18 protein-coding genes are annotated in these 22,135 nt (G+C 47.0%); 16 read left to right on the forward strand and 2 right to left on the reverse strand.

What is annotated here, in order from left to right; genetic code table 11:
- Window positions 1–98: 98 nt before the first annotated feature.
- The 6 genes from ACGHCT_RS06155 (at window position 99) to ACGHCT_RS06180 (ending at window position 6,758) form a co-directional block, all read left to right on the forward strand.
- A complete protein-coding gene (locus tag ACGHCT_RS06155; RefSeq protein ID WP_072849046.1) occupies window positions 99–749 on the forward strand; it encodes an amino acid ABC transporter permease in 651 nt (216 codons plus the stop codon).
- Window positions 750–760: 11 nt separating this feature from the next.
- The gene (locus ACGHCT_RS06160) at window positions 761–1,522 is read left to right on the forward strand and encodes an amino acid ABC transporter ATP-binding protein (RefSeq protein ID WP_226903046.1); all 762 of its coding nucleotides are present in this window, start codon (window positions 761–763) and stop codon (window positions 1,520–1,522) included.
- Between the two features lie 231 nt (window positions 1,523–1,753).
- Window positions 1,754–2,458 (forward strand): phosphoribosylaminoimidazolesuccinocarboxamide synthase, encoded by a 705-nt coding sequence (purC, locus tag ACGHCT_RS06165; RefSeq protein WP_072849042.1) that lies wholly within the window; start codon window positions 1,754–1,756, stop codon window positions 2,456–2,458.
- 25 nt (window positions 2,459–2,483) lie between these two features.
- Window positions 2,484–3,932, forward strand: coding sequence for an amidophosphoribosyltransferase (gene purF / locus ACGHCT_RS06170; RefSeq protein WP_072849040.1), 1,449 nt, complete (start codon window positions 2,484–2,486; stop codon window positions 3,930–3,932).
- A 12-nt stretch (window positions 3,933–3,944) separates the two neighbouring features.
- Window positions 3,945–5,378 (forward strand): adenylosuccinate lyase, encoded by a 1,434-nt coding sequence (purB, locus tag ACGHCT_RS06175; RefSeq protein WP_390438902.1) that lies wholly within the window; start codon window positions 3,945–3,947, stop codon window positions 5,376–5,378.
- Window positions 5,379–5,477: 99 nt separating this feature from the next.
- Entirely contained in the window at window positions 5,478–6,758 is a 1,281-nt protein-coding gene (locus tag ACGHCT_RS06180; RefSeq protein ID WP_072849035.1) for a Na+/H+ antiporter NhaC family protein, read from the forward strand.
- Here the strand turns inward: ACGHCT_RS06180 and ACGHCT_RS06185 are convergent.
- Window positions 6,736–7,629 (reverse strand): LysR family transcriptional regulator, encoded by an 894-nt coding sequence (locus tag ACGHCT_RS06185; protein ID WP_072849033.1) that lies wholly within the window; start codon window positions 7,627–7,629, stop codon window positions 6,736–6,738. The genes ACGHCT_RS06180 and ACGHCT_RS06185 overlap by 23 nt on opposite strands.
- Window positions 7,630–7,782: 153 nt before the next feature.
- On the opposite strand from ACGHCT_RS06185, the gene ACGHCT_RS06190 reads away from it, so the two are divergent.
- Window positions 7,783–9,057, forward strand: coding sequence for an adenylosuccinate synthase (locus tag ACGHCT_RS06190; RefSeq protein WP_072849031.1), 1,275 nt, complete (start codon window positions 7,783–7,785; stop codon window positions 9,055–9,057).
- Window positions 9,058–9,221: 164 nt separating this feature from the next.
- Entirely contained in the window at window positions 9,222–9,554 is a 333-nt protein-coding gene (locus ACGHCT_RS06195; protein WP_072849028.1) for a CGGC domain-containing protein, read from the forward strand.
- Between the two features lie 60 nt (window positions 9,555–9,614).
- Here ACGHCT_RS06195 and ACGHCT_RS06200 read toward each other — a convergent pair whose 3' ends face one another.
- On the reverse strand, window positions 9,615–10,463 hold the full coding sequence (locus ACGHCT_RS06200; RefSeq protein ID WP_390438905.1) for an HAD family hydrolase: 849 nt from the start codon (window positions 10,461–10,463) through the stop codon (window positions 9,615–9,617).
- Between the two features lie 681 nt (window positions 10,464–11,144).
- Between ACGHCT_RS06200 and ACGHCT_RS06205 the strand changes: the two genes are divergently transcribed.
- From ACGHCT_RS06205 to ACGHCT_RS06240, 8 genes are all read left to right on the forward strand, one after another.
- Complete coding sequence (locus ACGHCT_RS06205; protein ID WP_154257383.1) at window positions 11,145–12,164, forward strand: LacI family DNA-binding transcriptional regulator; 1,020 nt, start codon at window positions 11,145–11,147, stop codon at window positions 12,162–12,164.
- Between the two features lie 492 nt (window positions 12,165–12,656).
- Window positions 12,657–14,105 (forward strand): ABC transporter substrate-binding protein, encoded by a 1,449-nt coding sequence (locus tag ACGHCT_RS06210; RefSeq protein ID WP_154257384.1) that lies wholly within the window; start codon window positions 12,657–12,659, stop codon window positions 14,103–14,105.
- Between the two features lie 184 nt (window positions 14,106–14,289).
- A complete protein-coding gene (locus ACGHCT_RS06215; RefSeq protein ID WP_072849019.1) occupies window positions 14,290–15,159 on the forward strand; it encodes a carbohydrate ABC transporter permease in 870 nt (289 codons plus the stop codon).
- A 10-nt stretch (window positions 15,160–15,169) separates the two neighbouring features.
- The gene (locus ACGHCT_RS06220) at window positions 15,170–16,012 is read left to right on the forward strand and encodes a carbohydrate ABC transporter permease (RefSeq protein ID WP_072849017.1); all 843 of its coding nucleotides are present in this window, start codon (window positions 15,170–15,172) and stop codon (window positions 16,010–16,012) included.
- 30 nt (window positions 16,013–16,042) lie between these two features.
- The gene (locus tag ACGHCT_RS06225) at window positions 16,043–18,175 is read left to right on the forward strand and encodes an ADP-ribosylglycohydrolase family protein (RefSeq protein WP_390438908.1); all 2,133 of its coding nucleotides are present in this window, start codon (window positions 16,043–16,045) and stop codon (window positions 18,173–18,175) included.
- A gap of 2 nt (window positions 18,176–18,177) precedes the next feature.
- Window positions 18,178–20,274 carry an ADP-ribosylglycohydrolase family protein gene (locus tag ACGHCT_RS06230; RefSeq protein ID WP_390438909.1) on the forward strand — a complete coding sequence of 699 codons (2,097 nt, stop codon included), beginning with the start codon at window positions 18,178–18,180 and terminating at the stop codon, window positions 20,272–20,274.
- An 11-nt stretch (window positions 20,275–20,285) separates the two neighbouring features.
- The gene (locus ACGHCT_RS06235; protein ID WP_390438911.1) at window positions 20,286–21,194 is read left to right on the forward strand and encodes a carbohydrate kinase family protein; all 909 of its coding nucleotides are present in this window, start codon (window positions 20,286–20,288) and stop codon (window positions 21,192–21,194) included.
- Complete coding sequence (locus ACGHCT_RS06240; RefSeq protein ID WP_390438913.1) at window positions 21,188–22,102, forward strand: nucleoside phosphorylase; 915 nt, start codon at window positions 21,188–21,190, stop codon at window positions 22,100–22,102. Before ACGHCT_RS06235 ends, ACGHCT_RS06240 begins: the two co-directional genes overlap by 7 nt.
- The last annotated feature ends 33 nt before the right edge of the window (window positions 22,103–22,135 follow it).

A 22,135-nucleotide genomic window follows, 5' to 3' on the forward strand; every position in this document is an offset into this window, starting at 1 on the left:
GGTATAATAAAAGTGTGCGGCCTCTCACCAGCAGATGCCGCATACTGTATGTATCCGGCAGGATTGCAAACGATAAACAATTAGGAGGAAGCGCTGCTATGAATCTACTGGAGATTTTTGGTCAGCTGTCAGCGGGGATGCTGGCATCAATACAGATCTTTGTTCTTACTCTGATCTTTTCACTGCCCCTGGGGCTTTTGGTGGCATTCGGAAGAATGTCAAAGAATGTGATAGTCAGAACCGTCATCAAGGTTTATATATCTATAATGAGAGGAACACCGCTGATGCTCCAGTTGATGGTGCTGTACTTTGGACCGTATTTTCTGCTGGGAATAAGAGTTACAAATGAGTACCGGTTTTATGCGGTTATCATAGGGTTTGCACTGAATTATGCGGCATATTTTGCGGAAATATACCGGGGCGGCATTGAATCCATGGAACCGGGGCAGTACGAAGCCGCGCAGCTTCTGGGGTATAATAAAAGCCAGACGTTTTTTAAGATTATCATGCCCCAGGTTTTTAAGAGAATCCTTCCCTCTGTTACCAATGAGGTTATCACGCTTGTGAAGGATACTTCCCTGGCGTTTGCCATCGCTTATCTGGAGATGTTTACCATGGCAAAGGCGCTTGCATCTTCCCAGAAGAGCATGCTGCCTTTTGTGGCGGCAGCAATTTTCTACTATGTATTTAATCTGATTGTAGCATTGATAATGGAAAAACTGGAGAAGAAGATGGATTACTACCATTAGGAGGATGTGCGATGTATCTGTTGGAAATGAACCATATAGAAAAAGGCTTTGACGGGCTGGGCGTCTTAAAGGATATCTCCCTGTCTGTAAAGGAAGGAGAGATTCTTTCTATTATAGGTCCTTCCGGATCCGGTAAATCCACCCTGCTCCGCTGTGCCACGATGCTGGAAAAGATTGACGGAGGCGAGATCCTCTATCTGGGGGAACGGGCCGCATATATAGGGGAGAATCACAAGCCGGTATATAAGAAGGGGGAAGAGAGACGGAAGCTCCAGAGTTACTTTGGACTGGTATTCCAGAATTTCAACCTGTTTCCCCACTATTCTGTTATGAAAAATATTACAGACGCCCCCATACATATTCAAAAAAGGAACAGGGAAGAAGTATATCAGGAGGCCAGGAGCCTATTGAAAAAGATGGGGCTGGAGGAAAAAGAGAACGCATATCCCTGTCAGCTGTCGGGGGGGCAGTGCCAGCGGGTGGCCATTGCCAGAGCGCTTGCCCTGAATCCGAAGATTTTATTTTTCGATGAGCCGACATCGGCCCTGGATCCGGAGCTTACAGGGGAAGTGCTGAAAGTGATAAAATCTTTAGCAGATATGGATATCACTATGGTAATCGTTACCCATGAGATGAACTTTGCGAGAGATATCTCGGACAGAATTATCTTTATGGACCAGGGAGTCATAGCGGTAGAAGGAACGCCTGAGGAGGTGTTCTCTACGGAACATGCCAGAATGAAAGAGTTTCTTGGAAAGTTTCATCAGGCATAGCAGTATGAAGCAGCAGCGGACAAAGGAGGTCTTTTTGCCTCCCGGAACCCGGGCTGCTTTTCTCTTGGTAAAATTCTGGTAAAACAAAAATATATTTTTAAAGACGAAAAAATATTGGTGTCAGAAAGGCCCGGAAATTGCCGAAGTTAGGCTTGTTTTTTACATAGGTATGGTATATAATCCTTGTGTAAATTTAAACTATTATTATGGAAAAAGGATAGGTGTACGAAGGTGAAAAAATTAGAACAATTATATGAAGGCAAAGCTAAAAAAGTATTTGCAACAGAGGACAAAGATGTGGTAATTGTTGACTACAAGGATGACGCTACTGCATTTAACGGGGAGAAGAAGGGAACCATCGTGGGAAAGGGCGTTATCAACAACCGCATGTCCAACCGCGTGTTCCAATTGATTGAAAAAGCCGGAGTACCGACTCATTTTATAGAAGAATTAAGTGACAGGGAGACTGCTGTAAAGCATGTAGAGATTGTCCCCCTGGAGGTTATTGTGCGTAATGTGGCAGCGGGAAGTTTTTCCAAGAAGCTGGGCATTGAGGAAGGAAGAGAACTCCTCTGTCCTACCTTTGAGTTCAGTTATAAAAATGATGACCTTGGGGATCCCTTTATCAACGATTCCTATGCGCTTGCACTTGGACTTGCCACACAGGAAGAAATTGACCAGATCAGAGAATACACAATGAAAATAAATGAAGTTTTAAAGGAGTATTTCTTACAGGCCGGTATTAAATTGATTGACTTTAAGATTGAATTCGGCCGTTATCACGGAGAGATTATTCTGGCAGACGAGATTTCCCCGGATACCTGCAGACTCTGGGATGTGAATACCAATGAGAAATTGGATAAGGACCGTTTCAGACGCGACATGGGTAATGTAGAGGAAGCGTACAACGAAGTATTCAGCCGTTTAGGACTTTAATTGACAGACTGGAAAGGTTGCGTCCATGAATAAAGATATGATACACGAACAAGGTGAAGTGACTGATAAATTAAGGGAAGAATGCGGTGTCTTTGGCATCTATGACCTGGATGGACAGGACGTGGCATCTACCATTTATTATGGACTGTTTGCCCTTCAGCACCGGGGACAGGAAAGCTGCGGTATAGCCGTAAGCGATACACATGGCCCCAAGGGGAAGGTCAGTTCCTTCAAGGGAATGGGGCTGGCCAATGAAGTATTTAATGAAAAAACACTGGAATCCCTTCATGGGGATATAGGAGTGGGACATGTCCGCTATTCAACCGCAGGGGCGAGTACAAGGGAAAATGCCCAGCCCTTAGTTCTGAATTATATTAAGGGTACTCTGGGACTTGCCCACAATGGGAATCTGATCAATGCCCTGGAGCTCAGAAAGGAGCTGGAGTACGGTGGAGCGATTTTTCAGACCACCATTGATTCCGAGGTAATTGCTTACCACATTGCCAGAGAGCGGGTAAAAACAAAATCTGTGGAGGAAGCGGTAAGGAATGCCATGAAGAAGATGGAGGGAGCTTATTCGCTGATTGTAATGTCCCCCAGAAAACTGATTGGGGCCAGAGATCCGTACGGATTTAAGCCTCTATGCATCGGCAGAAGAGACAATTCGTATATTCTGGCGTCTGAAACCTGCGCTTTGGATACCGTGGGTGCAGAATTTGTCAGGGATGTGGAACCCGGAGAGCTAGTGGTGATTACCAGAGAGGGCATAGTCTCTGATAAAAGTATGTGCCTGCCAAGAAAGAAACATGCGCGCTGTATCTTCGAGTATATTTATTTTGCCCGTCCGGACAGCCATATTGACGGTGTCAGTGTCTACGCGTCCAGAATCAAAGCGGGAAGAGCTCTGGCAAAGGATTCCCCGGTGGAAGCGGATCTGGTTGTGGGTGTACCCGAATCAGGAAATGCCGCAGCCCTGGGGTACTCTTTGGAATCGGGGATTCCCTACGGTACAGCCTTTGTGAAGAACAGCTATGTGGGCCGGACCTTTATCCGACCAAAACAGAGCAGCCGGATATCCAGTGTCCGTGTGAAATTAAATGCATTAAAAGAGGTAGTGGCCGGCAAGCGTATTATAATGATTGATGACTCGATTGTCCGGGGGACTACCAGCGGAAGAATTGTGAAGATGCTCAGGGATGCCGGAGCTGCAGAAGTGCATATGAGAGTCAGCTCTCCGCCGTTTTTATGGCCCTGTTACTTTGGAACAGATGTGCCTGCACGGGAGCAGCTGCTGGCCTATAACCGCACCGTAGAAGAAATATGTGAGAAAATCGGAGCTGACAGTCTGGGATATCTTGAGATTGACAGGCTGCAGGAACTCACAGACGGATTGGAAATCTGCAGGGGATGCTTTACGGGAACCTATCCCATGGAGCCCCCGAAGGAAGACATCCGCGGCGATTTTGAACTATAGAGGAGAGAATACATGAATACAGACAGATATCAAAGCCCTTTGTCACAGCGCTACGCCAGCAAAGAGATGCAGTATTTATTTTCCCCGGACAAGAAGTTCCGTACCTGGAGGAAGCTCTGGATCGCGCTGGCAGAGACGGAAAAGGAGCTGGGACTTAATATTACGCAGGAGCAGATCGATGAAATGAAAGCAAATGCGGAGGACATCAATTATTTTGTGGCCCAGGAGAGAGAAAAGCAGGTGCGCCACGATGTGATGTCACACGTGTATGCTTATGGGGTACAGTGCCCCAAGGCAAAGGGGATTATCCACCTGGGGGCAACCTCCTGCTATGTGGGTGACAATACAGATATCATTGTGATGACAGAAGCTTTAAAACTGGTAAAAAAGAAACTGGTTAATGTTATCGCGGAACTGGCAAAGTTCGCAGAGGAATACAGAGGGCTTCCCACCCTGGCATTCACACATTTTCAGCCTGCACAGCCTACAACGGTAGGAAAGAGGGCGACTCTGTGGATGCAGGAGTTTACACTGGATCTGGAAGACGTGGACTATGTTTTAAGTAATATGAAGCTCCTGGGCTCTAAGGGAACTACAGGGACGCAGGCAAGCTTCCTGGAATTATTTGACGGGGATCAGGAAAAAATAGAGAAGATAGATCCTATGATAGCGGAAAAAATGGGATTTAAGGAGTGCTATCCGGTATCAGGACAGACCTATTCCCGTAAAATAGATACCAGAGTTTTAAATGTTCTGGCCGGGATCGCTGCCAGTGCACACAAATTCTCCAATGATATCCGACTGCTGCAGCACTTAAAAGAGGTAGAGGAACCCTTCGAAAAAAGTCAGATTGGATCCTCCGCTATGGCATATAAGAGGAATCCTATGAGAAGCGAGCGCATTGCTTCCCTTTCCAGATTTGTGATGGTAGACGCCATGAATCCGGCGATTACATCCGCAACCCAGTGGTTTGAGAGAACCCTGGACGACTCAGCTAACAAACGGCTGAGTGTACCGGAAGGTTTCCTGGCCATTGACGGGATTCTGGACCTGTGCCTGAACGTAGTAGACGGCCTGGTAGTGTATCCCAAGGTAATTGAAAAGCGCCTTATGGCGGAGCTGCCCTTTATGGCAACAGAAAACATCATGATGGATGCCGTCAAAGCCGGGGGTGACAGACAGGAGCTTCACGAACGCATTCGGGAGCTTTCCATGGAGGCCGGAAGGAATGTAAAAGCAGAGGGAAGAGATAATAATCTTCTGGAGCTTATTGCAGCAGACCCTGCCTTCAACCTTACACTGGAGGAACTTCAAAAGACAATGGATCCCTCTAAGTACACGGGACGGGCCAAAGAACAGGTAGATGCATTCCTGTCTAAGGTAATCCGTCCGATCCTGGAGGAGAATAAGGAATTATTGGGCATGACTGCCGAGATTACTGTATAGGACAGACAAAAAAGAGGGAAAAAGGGGACGTGTTCCTCCTGGAAGGAACACGTCCCCTTTTGCACCCCGGCCTGTCCCCGATTGAAAAGGAGAAGGAATATGAGTTGGAACAAAGAAAAAGGAAATCCGAGAGCACTTTTACCCATCGGTGTGTTTCTGGTTATCTTTCTGGGAGCAGGCTGCATTACTGGGGATTTTTACAGTATGCCTGCGATTGTAGGGTTTCTTATCGCACTTTTTGTGGCATTTATGCAAAATAAAGAACTGGACTTTTCTCAGAAAATCACTGCGATTTCTGCAGGGGTAGGGGAGGAGAATATTGTGACTATGAGCCTTATCTTTCTGTCTGCAGGTGCTTTTTCAGGTGCGGTGAAGGCAGCCGGCGGGGTAGAGAGTACGGTTAATCTGGGGCTTAGCATTATGCCCTCAAGCATTGCAGTGGTAGGCCTCTTTCTGATTGGATGCTTTATCTCTATCTCTATGGGAACTTCCATGGGTACCATTGCGGCTATGGCGCCTATCGGCGTGGGGATCAGCGAGAAGACAGGGGTTTCGCTTGCCATCTGTATCGGTGCTGTAGTCTGCGGCGCTATGTTTGGTGACAATCTGTCTATGATATCTGACACTACTATCGCTGCCGTTAGAACCCAGGGCTGCGAGATGAAAGACAAATTTAAAGAGAACTTTCTGATTGTACTGCCGGCAGCTGTTATCACTGCAGTGCTCTTTTTTGTTATCTCCGGAGCTGGTAAGGCTCAGAAGTTCACCAATCTGGATTATGATTTCATAAAAGTTGTCCCTTACCTGCTGGTTCTCATCGGCGCCCTGATTGGAATTAATGTCTTTTTAGTCCTCATAGGAGGTACTGTACTGTCCCTGATCGTGGGGGTAGCGGCAGGGACGATCCCTCTGGGACAGATTTTCCAGGTGGTGGGAGAGGGAATTACAGGAATGTATGACATTACGGTCATTTCTATTGTTGTAGCCTGCATTGTCTCTCTGGTAAAGGCTTACGGGGGCATACAGTATATTTTATACATTATTAAACGGAGAATCCGTGGGAAAAGAGGGGGAGAGCTTGGCATTGCCGTTTTAGCTCTTCTGGTGGATGCATGTACTGCCAATAATACGGTAGCCATCGTTATGGCCGGCCCCATTGCAAAAGAGATAAGCGGAGAATTCGAGATCGCTCCCCGAAGAAGCGCCTCCCTGCTGGATATTTTTGCCTCTGTGGGGCAGGGGCTCATTCCGTACGGAGCACAGCTGCTGTCCGCGGCATCTTTGAGCGGTCTGACGCCGTTTGGTATTATGCCGTATTTGTTTTATCCTATACTGATGGGAATCAGCGCCCTGCTCTTTATTGCGTTTCGGCGGCGGTGATCTCTAATAGCTTCTGTGCCGCTGTTGACAGCGGCGCTTTTTTTTCTGTTACAATACAGAAATGCCTTTTGGGCAGTTTTTCGTGAAAGGTCAGGGGAAAGAGTTCTCCGCTTGTTAATTGCGATTGGGCGAATTCTTTCATTACATAGCCGATGCCCAGATTACGGATGGCAAACTGTACGATCATATCACTGGTGGCCAGTTCGAACTCGGGCTGGAGTACTACGCTATGGGAGGCAAGTTCCTGATCAATAAAGGAACGTGTGCTTGTGCTTTTTTCCAGACAGATGATAGGCAGATCCTCCAATGCTTTAAAGTGAAGGGGGCGGCCTTTCAGATGGGAAAATCTTGGACCGGCCACAAAAAGGTCCTGAATTTCTTTGACGGCAGAGATTTGGATTTCTTTGGGAGCGGATAAAGGTGTGCTGACTACTCCGAAATCTATCTTGCCCTCACGGAGATAGCGAAGTGTCTCAGGGGTGGGAGCGTTTGTGACGCTTACCTTTATTTTGGGGAACCGTTCATGAAATTGTTCCAGATAGGGGAGAAGATAAAACTGCAGGGTCATATCACTGGCCCCAATGCGGATTTCTCCCATATTCATATTCAGCATCTGCCTTACTTTGTTTTCTCCGGCCAGGATAGATTCATATCCCCTGGAGACATAACTGTACAGAACCTCTCCTTCCGCGGTAAGCCGGACTCCTTTGGGAGTGCGGACAAAGAGACGTGTTCCTAAAATTGTCTCCAGCTGCCGGACTCCCTGACTCACAGCCGGCTGGGAGATGGACAGCTTCTGGGCGGCCAGAGTTATACTGCTGCATCGGGCAACATAGTAAAAGATCTTATAGTATTCCAAGCTGATATTCAAAGTCTCTGCTCTCCTTTCGGTAATGCAATCACATAATTTATAGTTATATAATCTATAATAAACATTGATTTTACTTATGTCAAATCTTATAGTATACTTGATTCGTAAAAAGGCAAAATAAGAGTACAATGGATTTTATCAGGAGGATCTGACATGGTAAAAGCAGTAGTGGGAGCAAACTGGGGAGACGAGGGAAAAGGGAAAATTACGGATATGCTGGCCAAGGAATCCGATATTATAGTAAGATTTCAGGGCGGGGCCAATGCAGGCCATACCATCGTTAATAATTATGGGAAATTTGCATTACACACACTGCCTTCCGGTGTATTTTACGATCATACAACAAGTGTAATCGGGAATGGGGTTGCGCTCAATATCCCCATTCTTTTTCATGAGATACAAGGGATTGTAGAACGGGGAGTGCCCGCTCCTAAAATTAAAGTTTCGGACCGTGCGCAGATGGTAATGTCTTACCACGTTAAGTTCGATGAGTATGAGGAGGAGCGTCTGGGGGGCAAGTCTTTTGGTTCTACAAAATCAGGAATTGCACCTTTCTACTCCGATAAATATGCAAAAATCGGGTTCCAGGTAAGCGAGCTGTTTGAGGAGTCTTCCCTGAGGGAAAAGGTATCCCGGGTTTGTGAGATGAAAAATGTTACTCTGGAACACCTTTATCATAAACCTCTGCTTAAGCCGGAAGAGGTATTCCAGGAACTAATGGAATATAAGAGTATGGTAGAACCCTATGTATGTGATGTTTCTCTGTATCTGTGGAATGCTATGAAAGAGGGCAAAGAAATTCTTCTGGAAGGCCAGCTGGGGTCGTTAAAGGATCCGGATCACGGGATTTATCCTATGGTAACCTCATCCTCTACTTTAGCGGCCTACGGTGCAATCGGTGCCGGACTTCCTCCTTACGAAATAAAGAAAATAATTACAGTGTGCAAAGCATACTCCAGCGCAGTGGGAGCCGGTGCGTTTGTGTCTGAGATTTTCGGGGAAGAGGCAGATGAACTTCGCAGACGGGGAGGCGACGGCGGCGAGTATGGTGCCACTACCGGACGTCCGAGACGTATGGGATGGTTCGATGTTGTTGCTTCCAAATATGGCTGCAGAATGCAGGGAACCACAGACGTGGCTTTTACAGTTTTGGATGTACTGGGATACCTGGAGGAGATACCTGTTTGTGTGGCATATGATATTGACGGCAGTATTACCACGGACTTTCCCACAACCTGTATGCTGGAAAAAGCCAAGCCTGTGATTGAGGTGCTGCCTGGGTGGAAGGCAGACATCCGTGGAATAAAAACATATGAAGAACTCCCGGAGAACTGCAGAAAGTATATTGAATTTGTGGAAGAGAAGATAGGTTTCCCCATCACCATGATATCCAATGGGCCGGGGCGTGATGATATTATTTACAGATAAACTCAGAAGCGCTGCATAGGAGAGAATTCTATGCAGCGCTTCATTTTAAATCCTCTTTGTGATATACTTTAACGAACAGTTGAAGCTGTGAACTGATTGTACTTTGGCCGTGAAGGGGCTTCCAGCCCCATGTAACATGCGGAGCATAAAGGGAGGATTTGCTTATGAAAATTGGGATTATCAGATGTATGCAGACAGAGGACTACTGTCCTGGAACCGCAGATTTTCAGGTAGTGAGAGAGAGGGCGGGAGTATTTGAAGGGGTTACAGAGGAGATAGAAATTATCGGTTTTATTAACTGCGGCGGATGTCCTGCCAAAAAAGCAGTATTAAGAGCAAGGGAATTGATCAGGCGGGGCGCCGACACTATAGTTTTTGCCAGCTGTATTCAGAAAGGAACCCCTATTGGATATCCCTGTCCGTTTGCCAAAAGAATGAAAGAATTAATCGCAAAAGATGTGGGGGAAGGCATTAAATTTTTGGACTATACACATTGAGAAATTACATATTCATAGCCGCAGAGAGTTAATCTGCGGCTTTTACTATTAGATAAAACTTTATCGTACTCCAAATTCCCGAAGCTGAGCAACGGCTTCTCTTCTGGAGGTAAAATGAATGGCGTTAAGACCTTGGGCACGTGCTTCTGCAACATTTTCCAAAAGGTCGTCCAGAAATACCGCATGCTCAGGCACTATGCTAAAATCTTTTATAAGCCGCTGATAGATCGCAGGGTCTGGCTTCAGCAGCTTGATTTGATAAGACATATACCCCCCGTCGACCTTTGACAAAAAGGAAAGTTCATCTTTGGCTTGTTTATAAAGAGGCTCTGAAAAATTGGAAAGGATATAAACCCGGTAGCCCTTATTTTTTAAAGCGTCCAGCCATTTTTCCGTGTATGAGTAAGTATGTACTGTTTTTCCAAGGTTTTGAAAAGTTTCCCGGATTTGGGGCTCGTAGGCAGGATTGTTTTCAATAAAAGCCTGCAGCAGCTCCCCTTCACTTAAAACACCGCGATCCCCTTCTACCCAGTCCTCGTTCAGGAACACCGCCTGGGAAACCGCTTCTATGGTATCCTCGTCATATCCCAGATTCTGGAGAACATCCAGCCACCCGTAATTCACAAGTACTTTCCCAATGTCAAAGATAATGGTATCGATCTGGTATACTTCCTTATAAGATTCCTGGTTCTTCTTTTGGCAGGCAGTAGCCTCTTTGGGGTGCTGCCATTTGTATACCAGCATAAAAGCATATAATAGAACGGGAATAATGACAGTGGCATAGAGGGAGGCCATCAGCAACGAAGAAGCATCGGGACGGCCGGACAGGGCAAATAGCAGAGTCATGACATACATGCCGACCAGGAGAACTACTCCTGTAAGAGCGGCAATTCTTTTTATGTTTTTCACTTTTTTATCTCCTTATGTTAGCCTATGTTTGTATTATAAGGAGTTTGATGGTTACAGTCAACCAAATTCCCTTTTCGGGGAGGGGATTGTGATATTTGGAAATTGGCAGTGCAACTTGGACATCGGCTCAGGGGTATTCAAGACGGCGGGTGCAGATGGCGGGGGGACGGTGAGAGAAATCCTGCGGCGGCTGGCTTGGGCGGGAGGGAGGCCTGGGATCCGCGGACACCTCCGTCGCGAAGAGAGTCTAAGACAAAACCGGACCCCCCGCCGGAGCACCGTTCATATGGTCAAAGAATGCTTGATGTGCATTCTCTGCCCATGCTCACTTTTTTCGGCCTGGACTGCCGAAAAAATCTCCAGCGTGAATCCCGGTTTTGCCTAAGACTCTCTACTCACTCCTGCGGAATCGTCCGCGGATCCCAGGCCTCCCTCCTATATCCGTCCGTCTGCGACACTCCGCTCGCCGACTATTTTACCCCTAACTTCATATACACAAAACTATCATATTCCGGTCTTCCTACTGATTTCCATCCGCCTGTTGGTAATCTGGTAAAAAATATTGATAAAAATATTGACTATTTTATCAAAACCGTTATAATAATTCTAAAGAACGATGTAACACTTCCGGCACGTATATGAATACCGGGAATATGTACAGTAAGATTGTGGGAGAAGTTTATGAAGGTAACAGTAAAGGATGTTGCGAATAAGGCGGGGGTATCTGTGACCAGTGTATCTCTGGTTTTGAACAACAGGCCCTCAAGAATAACTCAGGAGACAAAAGAAAGGATTATAAAGGCAGCGGAGGAATTGGGATACAGGCACACGGCCAAAGAGGCTGCTAATGAGCCGGCAACGAAGCTTTTAGGGGTGATTCATCCCAACTGCAGCAATCCATTCTTTAACCAGTGTATCAAGGGGATTGAGAATCATGCGGCAGTGAACGGGTATAAGGTTGTTCTGTGCAATGTAGAGAATTCTATGGAGCGCTGCCTGGGATATCTGGAGATGCTGGCGGATCTGCGGGTGGAAGGGATTATAGCAATGCCTCCCATAGATATGAATCTCAATGATAATAATATGAAAATGGGCAAGTTCTTTGAGCGCACCAAAATCAGGCTTCTGCTCCTGGATCGGGCCGTAGATCGTGTGTTCTGTGATTTCATAACAGGGGACAATAAGCAGGGGGCATATCTGGCTACTGAGCACTTGATTTTGTCCGGCCACAGAGATATTGGGATTGTCTCAGGACCAAGAGAGGTCTATAATTGCAGAAAAAGGCTGGAAGGATATAAGGAAGCGCTGGTGTATTACGGAATCTCCATTGCCAGGGAAAATATTTACTACGGGGATTTTTCCTCCAGATCCGGGTATCGTGCGGCGGAATACTTTGAGGAACGGGATGTGACGGCGATCTTTGCCTGCAATGATCTGATGGCTCTCGGAGTTTACCAGTATGCCGCAGAGCACGGGCTTAAGATCGGAGAGGATCTTTCAGTGGTAGGATTTGACGATATTCCCTATTGTGATTTGCTGAACCCTCCTCTTACTACCATTCAGCAGCCGGCAGAGCTAATGGGAAAACGGGCTTGTGAGCTTATGATCAAAAGGATTTCCGGGGAGGAGCAGGAACCGGCAAGAGATACGTATTTTGCTCCGTCGCTGATAGAAAGAAAGTCTGTTAAGGTTCTTTTGTGACAGAAGAATAGAAAAGGGCCATGAGGGATACCATAAGGAAAGGCTGAAGATTATTTGTGAATCCTCTCCTTATGGTATTTTTCATGGCTTTTTGCAGCTTGTTAGTCCCTGACGCATGACTTTAAAAACGCGTACAAGCTTGCCGGAGAGGCAACGCCTGTACGGACGATTTGGTTCTGATAATATAATTTGATAAAATATCGGGAAAGTGATAAAAATAGTGGTAAAAATAATTGTTTTATCAATAGTTTACCAATACGGCTGGAACAGTTTACACAAAAGACATAGATATACTTCATGATAAATTAATAATTACCCATTATTACCCTTGAAAATTGTGAAATTATTACGAAAATAAAGGAAAATAAGATTCCATATTGACAAAAAGTGATAAACTGCTATAATGAAAATATAGTTAAATTTATCACTTTTTTACCAAACATTTACCAAAGTTTATGTTCCCCACGGGAACGAAAAAAGGAGGAAGAAGTAATGAAGAGAAAAATGATTGCTATGTTACTGTCACTGGCAATGGTTGGCAGCATGCTCACCGGATGCTCCGTATCCACAGGTTCATCTGACGATGACAAAAAGACAGAGGATGATGCAAAAGGAGAAGAGTCCGCTGACGCAGAAGACGGTACCGTAACAAAATCTGACCCGAATATGAAAGACAGAGAAGAAATCAACTTATGGTTCTGGGGCGCAGAGCCCTATGCACAGGAGGCAATGCAAAAGATTCTGGCTGATAAGTACAATGCTTCTCAGGACAAATATCAGCTGGTGATTGAGTTCAGACCTTCCGTAGACACAGATATGTCCACAGCCCTGGCAGCGAATCAGGGACCGGATATTGTATATGGCTCAGGCCCGTCCTTTGTTATGCCTTTGGTAGAAGCCGGCAAACTGGAAGCTATGGACGCTTACGCAGAGGAATACGGATGGAAGGACAGAATCCTTCAGCCATACTATGAATCAGGTACTGTAGACGGCAAACTGTACAGCTTGGTAAATGGTGTCAGCACCATGGGTGTATTCTATAATAAGAAAGTATTAGAAGATAACGGATGGGAAGTACCTACCACCATCGAAGAGCTGGAAAGCGTTATGGATCAGGCTCTGGAAAAAGGGCTTTATGCATCTGTAACAGGAAACAAAGGCTGGAAGCCTGTTAACGAAAACTACGGTTCTCTGTTCCTGACACACATTGCGGGACCAGATACTGTTTACAAATGCTTAACAGGAGAGGAAAAGTGGAACAATCCTAATGTGCAGGCCGCTATTGAAAAATCAAAAGAATGGTGGGATAAAGGCTATCTGGCAGGAGAAGATTATGTAAACTTAAACTTCAGCGAGTCCTTACAGTTATTAGCTGACGAAAAATCTCCATTCTTCATTGGGCCATCTATCGCATTCCAGTGGGCAGCCTCTTTCTTTACAGATGACAAAGAAGAAAATATCGCATTCATTCCATTCCCGGCCACAGAACAGGTTCCTGACGAGACATATACTTTAGGTGCCGCATGTACTCTGTCAATCAATGCAAATGTGAGCCAGGAACACAAAGATGAAGCTGCTAAAATTATTGATATGATGATGCAGCCGGAATTCATGCAGGAAATGACAGAAGCATGGCCAGGATACTGGGGAACTCCTCTGAAAGATTTATCAACTGTAGATACCAGCAACATGGGATACCTTTCCAAATCTTTCGTTGACGTAGTACAGAATATTTCCGGTGCCGTAAATGCAGGAAACTTTGGTTTCTACGACAATGTGTTCTTCCCAGCAGCAACTCAGCAGGCAATTGTCAATATCGAAGACGTATGGTATGACACAATATCAGTAACGGATTATCTTGACAACATGGATAAAGAGTTTGCAGCCGAATTCGAAAAAGGCCTGGTTCCGCCAATCCCGAAACCAGCAGGCATTCAGTAATTCCATCAGGAAACGATAACCGAGGCCGGTATGTTTGTGAACATACCGGCCCTATGTTTCTAAACGTTTCCAGGACAGCGCCCGGCGGACAGCCAAGGGTGTCCGGTGAGCGTTGTCCTGGAGAGAACAGGAAGGGCAGTACATAACTCTCAGAAGGAGCAAGAGAAAACAAGGAGGCTGAATCATGAGCAGAAAAAAGTTTAACTGGAATTACTTATTAATAGCGCCTGCGCTGCTAATAAGTGTTTCCATTATCCTGGTGCCGGGTATTTTAACCATTATTTCATCCTTTACGGATTGGAACGGCATCTCCCCCAATATCAATTTTATAGGATTTGAAAATTTCAAAGAGCTGTTTCACGATAAGATCTTTTTCATTTCCATCCGAAATAACGTCATATGGACCGTAATGTTTGTAACGATCCCTGTGTGTATCGGTATGCTGGCTGCAATGCTGCTGCTGAGCCGCAAGAAAACCAGAAGTATTTATCAGGTGGCATTTCTGATTCCCTACGTGCTGGCGCCGGCGGTGAACGCAATGCTGTGGCTGAACATTATCTTCAGCCCTGTGGTTGGTCTGGTTGCCTATTTTAAAGGTCTCGGATTTGATATCAGCTCTCCTTTGGCCAGCATGAAATCAGCCATCTATGCCTGTGCCGGTGTAGACATCTGGCATTACTGGAGCTATCTTACGGTTATCTATCTGGCGGCGCTTCGCCAGACACCCACCGATCAGGTGGAAGCAGCCAGGATCGACGGATGTAATGCCTGGCAGCTGTTCCGGTATATCTATATGCCAAATATTAAGGCAACTGTAAGCCTGATGTTTGTTATGATCGTGATTGGTTCCTTCCTGGCCTTTGACTATGTCAAGCTGTTAACTGGAGGCGGCCCGGCACATTCCACAGAAGTGTTGGGTACGTATGCATATTCCTACGCTTTCAGCTCTATGCAGGTAGGAAAGGCAGCAGCGGTAGGTTTGTTTATGAGCTTCTTCGGATTAATCGCATCGGGAATCTATGCCAGATTAAGCCGCAAGGAAGAAATGCAGTAGGAGGGGTATTATGGCCGTTACATCTAAAAAGAAACGAGTTGCATCTAATTTTATCATACACGCAGTCCTGCTGATTCTTGTTTTTATCTGTCTGTTCCCTATCGCCCTGGTAGTGATCAACAGCTTTAAAGAGAATGCAGATATCGTAAGGAATCCTCTGGCCCTGTCCCAGGTCATCCACCTGGAGAACTATATACAGGCATGGGAAACCGGTAAATTTGCCAAAGGATTTATCAACAGTGTGAAGCTGTCCGGATGTACCATTTTAATCATCTTAGTCTGCTCCACACTGGCTGGTTATGTACTGTCAGGCAAGAGAATTAAGGGAAGCGGCGGAATTCTTATGTATTTTATGATGGCTATGACAGTGCCCATCCAGCTGTTCCTGTTTCCGCTGTACTATGTGTATGCAAGATTTAATTTAATAGGAAACATTCCCGCTACCAGTATGATACTGGCAGCAGTTTACATGCCGCTGTCCGTATTCCTGATGAGGACCTTCTTTCTGAATGTTCCTAGGGATTTGGAGGAGGCGGCCAGAATCGACGGAGCAAATACTGCCCAGGTAATCTGGCATGTAATGCGGCCTGTGGTATCTCCCGGACTGATCACGGTAGGGGTGTTGGTAGGGCTGCAGTCCTGGAATGAGTATCTGATCTCTTCTACCTTCCTGCAGGGAGAGAAGAATTTTACTGCTACTCTGGGATTCCTGGCAATGAACGGAAGCTATGGATCTAATATGTCTATTTTAATGGCTTCGGCGGTAATCTTAATCGCACCTATCGTTATCTTCTTCTTGTGTGCGCAGAAGTACTTTGTGGACGGTATGGTAAGCGGAGCGGTAAAAGGATAATGATACTTACTAATTGGGAGGAAAGAATATATGGAAATAAATCGAATCAAAGAGGACATCTACGCGGGTGTATTGGGAAAGATGATAGGAGTCTATCTGGGACGTCCCGTGGAGGGCTGGACCTATGAAAAAATCCAGAAGTACTTTGGAGAGATCTACTATTATAAGAATCATAAGACAGGAGCGCCCCTGATTGTACCAGATGATGATATTTCGGGAACCTTTGCGTTTTTCAGAAGTCTGGAAGATAACGGCTATGATCCTGAACTCACGGCGGAAGCCATCGGCGATACCTGGCTGAATTACATTATAGAGAACCAAACCATTCTCTGGTGGGGAGGTCTTGCCAGGAGTACAGAACATACCGCATATCTCCGGCTGAAAAACGGAATAAAAGCCCCTAAAAGCGGTTCAGTGGAATTAAACGGGAGAAGCATGGCCGAACAGATTGGCTCAGAGATCTTTATTGACACCTGGGCGCTGGCAAATCCCGGGAATCCTGAGCGCACGGCAAGAATGGCAAAGGCTGCAGCCAGTGTAAGCCACGGGGGAGTTGCCATTGACGCAGCAGTTTATCTGGCGGTGATGGAATCCATGGCATTCGAGGAGAAGAACATAGACGCGCTGCTGGATGGCGCAATGGAGTATGTGGACAACCAGGAGTTTAAAGACCTGGTACAGGAACTGCGTGCCCAGTGCGCAGGTACAGATGACTGGCATCAGGTGCGCCGGTGGATTGCAGACAATCACGGATACGAGAAATATCCGGGGAATTGCCCTATGATTACCAATCATCTGGTTGTCTTAATGGCTCTGCTTATGGGAGGAGATGACTTCCACAAATCCTGCATGATTGCCTGCAGTTCCGGATGGGACACGGACTGCAATTCCGGCAATGTAGGCTGCCTGAACGGGATCCGTCTGGGGCTTGAGGGATTTCAGAAAGGAAACGACCTGAGAAAGGCAGTGGCAGATCGGATGTATATTGTAACCAGTGACGGCGGTTCCTGCATCTCCGATGCTGTTCTAGAAACACGTAAGATTGTAAAGGCAGCGGCTGCACTGAACGGAGAAGAGGTTTGTCTGCCCGGGGAAAGGATGGCATTTGAATATCCGGGTTCCGTGCAGGGTATTATCCCTTATGACAAGGAAACGGAAGAACAGGTGCTCACCAGAATTGAGAATACCTTTGATTCTACCGGAGAATACGGATGCAGGCTCTCTTACGAGAGACTGGGTGCAGGGGTGCATGCCTCTGCCTGCGTGGATACTTTTGTGGATTTGAAACCAAAGGGGAAGGACGGCACCAGCTATTTTGATGTGCTGTGTTCGCCTACTCTGTACAGCGGCCAGACGGTTACCGCCTGCGTAAAGGCTGAGGACGCACAGAATCCTGATTTCAGGTTTTTTATAGAATATTTTAATGAAGAAGATGAACTGGAGGTGCTTAAGAGCCCCGTGTTTGCACTGGAAAGGGGAGAGAACCTTCTGACCTGGGAAGTGCCGGATACAGAGGGACATGCCATCTACCGTTTGGGTATTGTTCTGACCAGTCAGACGTGTGTGGACGGAAGTATTATTCTGAAAACGCTGGACTGGTCCAATGTTCCGGTACGCTATACTATGGGGCGTTCCATGGAGATGACGCCGTCCCTGACTCCGTGGACAACGAAGACCTCCTGGCTGGCTACCTTTGTATCCTCTGCGGACTGCTATTGTCCGGATTACACAACCACCTTTTCTATCTCTCACAGCGGTCATAACGGAGTGGTAACCACGGGAACCCTGGACTGGGATAATTACTCTGTGAGCTCTGCCCTGACTCTGGGACAGCAGGAGGCTGCAGGACTTGTGGCAAGAGCAAAAGGCCACAGAAGATATTACGGTGCGGTGCTCACCAACGGACAGGCAGTAATCTATCGGCAGAAAGACGGGGAGAGGATTACCGTTGCAAGTGAAAGTTTTGACTTTGAATCAGGCGTGGATCACATTTATAATATGAAATTCACTGTGAATAAGGATACCCTTACCCTGTATGTAGACGGGAAGGCGGCAGTATCTGGGCAGGATGAAGCTTATACCTGCGGGGGCGCCGGATTTGTGGTGGATTACGGTGCGATTTTAGCAGACAGATTTGAGATAATAAGAGTAAAAGGAGAATAGAAATGGCTGTTACCCAATTCAGAAACCAGATCTACTCAGGTGTTCTGGGCAAGCTTATTGGTGTATACCTGGGGCGCCCGGTAGAAGGCTGGAGTTACGAAAAGATTCAGGATACCTTCGGGGATATTAAATATTATGTACACGAGGAAGTTGGAGTTCCCCTGATTGTAGCGGATGACGATATATCAGGAACCTTTGGATTTTTCCGGGCCCTGGAGGATAACGGTTATGACAAGTATCTTCCGGCAAAGGCATTTGGAGATACCTGGCTGAACTATATTATTGAAAATAAAACAATTCTCTGGTGGGGAGGTCTTGGCCGCTCCACAGAGCATACGGCATATCTGAACCTGAAAAACGGCATGGAGGCTCCCCAGAGCGGTTCCATAGAGACAAACGGGAAAACGCTGGCAGAGCAGATCGGAGCACAGATCTTCATCGATGCCATCGCCATGGCCTGCCCGGATAATCCGGATCTTGCGGTGGAGCTGGTGAAAAAAGCTGCCAGTGTCAGCCATGACGGGATTGCAGTAGAGGCTGCCTGCCATCTGGCAGCTCTGGAAGCTATGGCGTTCACGGAAAAGGATCTGAATGTTTTGCTGGATCGGGCAGAAACGTACCTGTCTAATGAACAGCTTATCGCTATTATCCGCGATGTGCGGGAGATCTGCAGCAGGGAATCAGACTGGAGAGCTGTGCGGGAGTATCTGAACCCCAAATATGGCTATGAAGTTTTCCCCGGCTGCTGTCATATGGTGCCTAATCATGCCATGGTGATTGCCTCTATCCTTCTGGGAGGAGACGATTTCCAGAAATCCATCAGCATTGCCTCCTCCGCGGCCTGGGATACGGACTGCAATGCGGGTAATGTAGGGGCATTTAACGGAATCCGGCTGGGGCTTGCCGGCATCAACGCAGGGGCTGATTTCAGAACACCAGTGGCAGATCTTATGTATGTAGTGACCTCCGACGGCGGATCTGTGGTGACCGATGCAGTGATTGAAAGCAAGAGAATTCTGAAAGCTGCAGCTATGCTGGCAGGGGAGGAAGCTGAGATTTCCTCTGAGAGGTTTACCTTTGAATTCCCCGGCTCTCTTCAGGGATTTGCCCCCTGTACCTTTGCCCATGGGGCCATGGCACAGGTGGAGCTATCCAATTACAATGAATTTACTGAGGGAAGGAACGGACTGGTTATCGGGTGCAGGCATGTGGCCGATGGGGTGACAGCGGATGTATCCACCCAGACTTTTATTGACTTTTCAAAGCTGGCGGCCAACTTCTCTACGGTGGCCTCTCCCACCTTGTATTCCTCTCAGAAGGTGGTTACCTCTGTAAGCCTTATGGAAGAGGGTGAGGTAAGTCTTCGTCCGTATATATTATACTATGACATTGATAATGTGGAGCAGGTGATCTACGGAGAACCCGTGGTTGTTACAAAAGCAGTGAATACCTTCTCCTGGACAGTTCCGGATACTCAGGGAATGTCTATCTTTAAGCTGGGATATGAGATTTCCAGCGAAAAGCGGTTTGACGGGCACGTGATTCTTCACTCCATTGATTGGAAGGGCGCTCCGTCCAGGTTTGCCCAGCGGGGAATGCTTATGACCTCCATCTGGAATACGAATCCCCTGTGGCTGGCTGGGTTTGCAAGCTCTGCCGTACAGTTTGCCGCAGACTTTAAGTATACGTACTGTGTCTCAAACGTGGAAGATGACGGCCTGGTGACTATTGGAAGCCGGGAGTGGGAGGACTATACGGCAGCATCCACCCTTCATTTTGCCCTGCACCAGTCCGGCGGACTGGTAGTCAGAAGTGTGGGACACCGCCGCTATTACGGGGCTGTGCTTCAGAACAAAAAAGAAGCGGTTATCTATATGCAGAAGGACGGTCAGAGAACCATACTGGGCACCGCGCCTTATGCCTACGAAGAGGATCTGGGGTATGAGTTAAAATTCTCTGCCCATAAAAATCAGCTGTCTCTCAGTGTGAACAATGAGACGATCCTTACTGCTGAGGACGATACCTATACCTGCGGCGGGGCAGGCTTTGTGATATCAAGGGGAACCATGACCTGTGACAGCCTGATTATCTCAGAGTAGGGGGTGCAGATGTGGATTATATAGTTGCATCAACTGCAGTGACAGACGAGATTCGCTTTTCAGATGGAAAAACAGTGGAAAAGGTGGCCGGAGGTGCCGGAATCTACGCCCTGTGCGGTATGAAGCTGTGGAGTGACAGCGTTCTTCTGGCGACGGGGGTAGGGGCCGATTACCGGGAGATCTACGGAGAATGGTATGAAACAAACGGGATCTCCATGGAGGGGCTTCTTGTAAAAGATGAGAAAACCCCTCATACCGTCATCCAGTACTTTGAAGACGGAGAACGGACCGAGACTCCTCTGTACGGACCAGACCACTACAAAAAAATAGAAATTACCCCTGAGGATCTGAAACCCTATTTTTCTGCTTCCAAAGGAATCTATATTTTTAAAAACGACAGCCCGGATTTCTGGGAGAAGATTTTGGAGATGAAGAAGGAATCTTCCGCGGTGGTAATGTGGGAAATCGCCAATGACGCCACCTGCCTGGAGAAAAAGAAGCATGTCAGGGAGATCGCATCCCGCCTGGATATACTGTCAATTAATATGACAGAAGCCAGGGCGCTTCTCGGCCTGGAGAAGAAGGAAGATATTATACAGGAATTTCAGTCTTGGAATCTGAGGCTTGTATTTCTGCGTCAGGGAGCCAGGGGAGCTGTCATGATTACCCCGAAAGAGGCTGTGGAAGTACCTTCCTGCCAGGGGGTAAAGGTAATGGATCCCACAGGCGGAGGCAACAGCTCCTCGGGAGCTGTCTTATGTGGATACTGCCAGGGATATTCCCCGGCAGAATGTGGAAGAATGGGCAGTATTTCTGCCGCAATGTGTATATCTCAGTACGGAGTGCCTAAAAGAATACAAAAAGAGGAACAAGAAGAAGCACTCCGTCTATTAAAATCCATGGAGGATCAGACATGTTAAGTGATGAAATGCGAAAAAAACCATCTATTCAGCGGATGCATGAGCAGTATGAGTATTATAAAAATGTACCGGAAAAGGGTTTGGTGATAAAGGGGCGTCCCGCGCTTACCCAGATCGATCATACAAAGGTAGGAGACTTTGTTTTGATTACCGTAAGGGATCCTCTGTGTGCCTATGATGAGGACCCGGCTAAGAAAATTGCAGACCGTCTGGAGAATGCGGAGCTAATTGGCAATTCCGGAATGTTTACTACATATTCCGGCACATACAAAGGAGCCCGGATAACTGTTGTAAGCGGAGGAAGCGGTTCTCCGGAGATGGAATTAATTCTCTATGATTTCATGGAATATACAGATGCCTCCACCTTTCTCAGAGTCGGAGGTTCCGGAGGCCTGGGAGACCAGGTACATCCCGGTGATGTGGTGATTGCCAGCGGCGTGGTGCGGGAAGAAGGTATGACAAAGGCATATATTCCCGCTGCCTACCCGGCCGCCAGCCACTATGAGGTAATTAATGCTATGGCGGCTGCGGCGGAGGAGTTAAAAGCTCCCTACCATGTGGGCGTTACCCTTTCTGTGGACAGTGATTTTGTGGGTGGCGGCCGGCCGGGTGTGGGAGGATACCTACAGCCGTGGAACATAGAAACTGCCGGGATTTACAACCGTGCCGGGGTGCTTAACGGGGACAGAGAATCTGCTGCTATTGTTACCCTGTCGACATTATTTGGCCGCAGAGGCGGATCTGTTTGTTCCGTGGCAGATAACCTTTGCACGGGGGAGACCTTCTCTGAAGGGGCAGGGCATAATTATGCCATTGATATTGCGCTGGAGGGATGTGCAGTGCTCCAGCAGATGGATGAGAAAAAGAGAGCTGCCGGGAAGAAAAACTGGAATCCCACGCTGTGGTAACAGGACACAAAGAAACAGACTGTTTGGAAGATA

It is taken from the genome of Lactonifactor longoviformis (assembly GCF_042848515.1).
GTDB lineage: Bacteria > Bacillota > Clostridia > Lachnospirales > Lachnospiraceae > Lactonifactor > Lactonifactor longoviformis.